Raw genomic sequence first — 902 nt, 5'->3', positions numbered from 1 at the left:
ATTCCGGTCCTCGGCACCAATGTTTTTGCGATAGTAAAATAACATTCAATATAATGCGCCCGTAGCTCAATTGGATAGAGCGTCTGACTACGGATCAGAAGGTTATGGGTTCGACTCCTTTCGGGCGCGCCATTTAAAATACGGGAAGTAGCTCAGCTTGGTAGAGCACTTGGTTTGGGACCAAGGGGTCGCAGGTTCGAATCCTGTCTTCCCGACCATTCACTTCTTATTAATTTGGGGCCTTAGCTCAGCTGGGAGAGCGCCTGCTTTGCACGCAGGAGGTCAGCGGTTCGATCCCGCTAGGCTCCACCATAATTAAATAATATATTTGGCGGTGTAGCTCAGCTGGCTAGAGCGTACGGTTCATACCCGTAAGGTCGGGGGTTCGATCCCCTCCGCCGCTACCAAATATTATTATTTAGAACTTTAACTTGGACCTTTAGCTCAGCTGGTTAGAGCAGACGGCTCATAACCGTCCGGTCGTAGGTTCGAGTCCTACAAGGTCCACCAATAGTTTTATATAATATGGAGGAATACCCAAGTCCGGCTGAAGGGATCGGTCTTGAAAACCGACAGGCGGGTTAAACCGCGCGGGGGTTCGAATCCCTCTTCCTCCGCCATATTATTTTTAAGGTGAATAACATATTTATCGTCGCGGGGTGGAGCAGTCTGGTAGCTCGTCGGGCTCATAACCCGAAGGTCGCAGGTTCAAATCCTGTCCCCGCAATACGGTCTGGTAGTTCAGTTGGTTAGAATGCCTGCCTGTCACGCAGGAGGTCGCGGGTTCGAGTCCCGTCCAGACCGCCATTTAAATGGAAATGGCTCAGTAGCTCAGTCGGTAGAGCAAAGGACTGAAAATCCTTGTGTCGGCGGTTCGATTCCGTCCTGAGCCACCATTTATT

General features: G+C 50.6%; 9 tRNA genes. All 9 read left to right on the top strand.

The features are described 5' to 3' along the window. The first annotated feature begins 55 nt into the window (after positions 1 to 55). The 9 genes from ACIFOT_RS32330 (at position 56) to ACIFOT_RS32290 (ending at position 896) form a co-directional block, all read left to right on the top strand. Positions 56 to 132: transfer RNA gene (locus tag ACIFOT_RS32330), tRNA-Arg, on the top strand. Between the two features lie 9 nt (positions 133 to 141). After that, positions 142 to 218 (top strand) — tRNA-Pro (locus ACIFOT_RS32325). 18 nt (positions 219 to 236) lie between these two features. Next, positions 237 to 312: transfer RNA gene (locus ACIFOT_RS32320), tRNA-Ala, on the top strand. A gap of 18 nt (positions 313 to 330) precedes the next feature. Beyond that, a tRNA-Met gene (locus ACIFOT_RS32315) sits at positions 331 to 407 on the top strand. 26 nt (positions 408 to 433) lie between these two features. Continuing rightward, positions 434 to 510 (top strand) — tRNA-Ile (locus tag ACIFOT_RS32310). 17 nt (positions 511 to 527) lie between these two features. Continuing rightward, positions 528 to 620 (top strand) — tRNA-Ser (locus ACIFOT_RS32305). Between the two features lie 33 nt (positions 621 to 653). Next, a tRNA-Met gene (locus ACIFOT_RS32300) sits at positions 654 to 727 on the top strand. 3 nt (positions 728 to 730) lie between these two features. Beyond that, positions 731 to 807, top strand: a tRNA-Asp gene (locus ACIFOT_RS32295). Between the two features lie 13 nt (positions 808 to 820). After that, positions 821 to 896: transfer RNA gene (locus ACIFOT_RS32290), tRNA-Phe, on the top strand. Positions 897 to 902 lie beyond the last annotated feature (6 nt).

Source organism: Neobacillus sp. NRS-1170 (assembly GCF_050468025.1).
The sequence above is the reverse complement of the archived record's forward strand: the minus strand, read 5'-3'. Positions and strand labels throughout refer to the sequence as shown.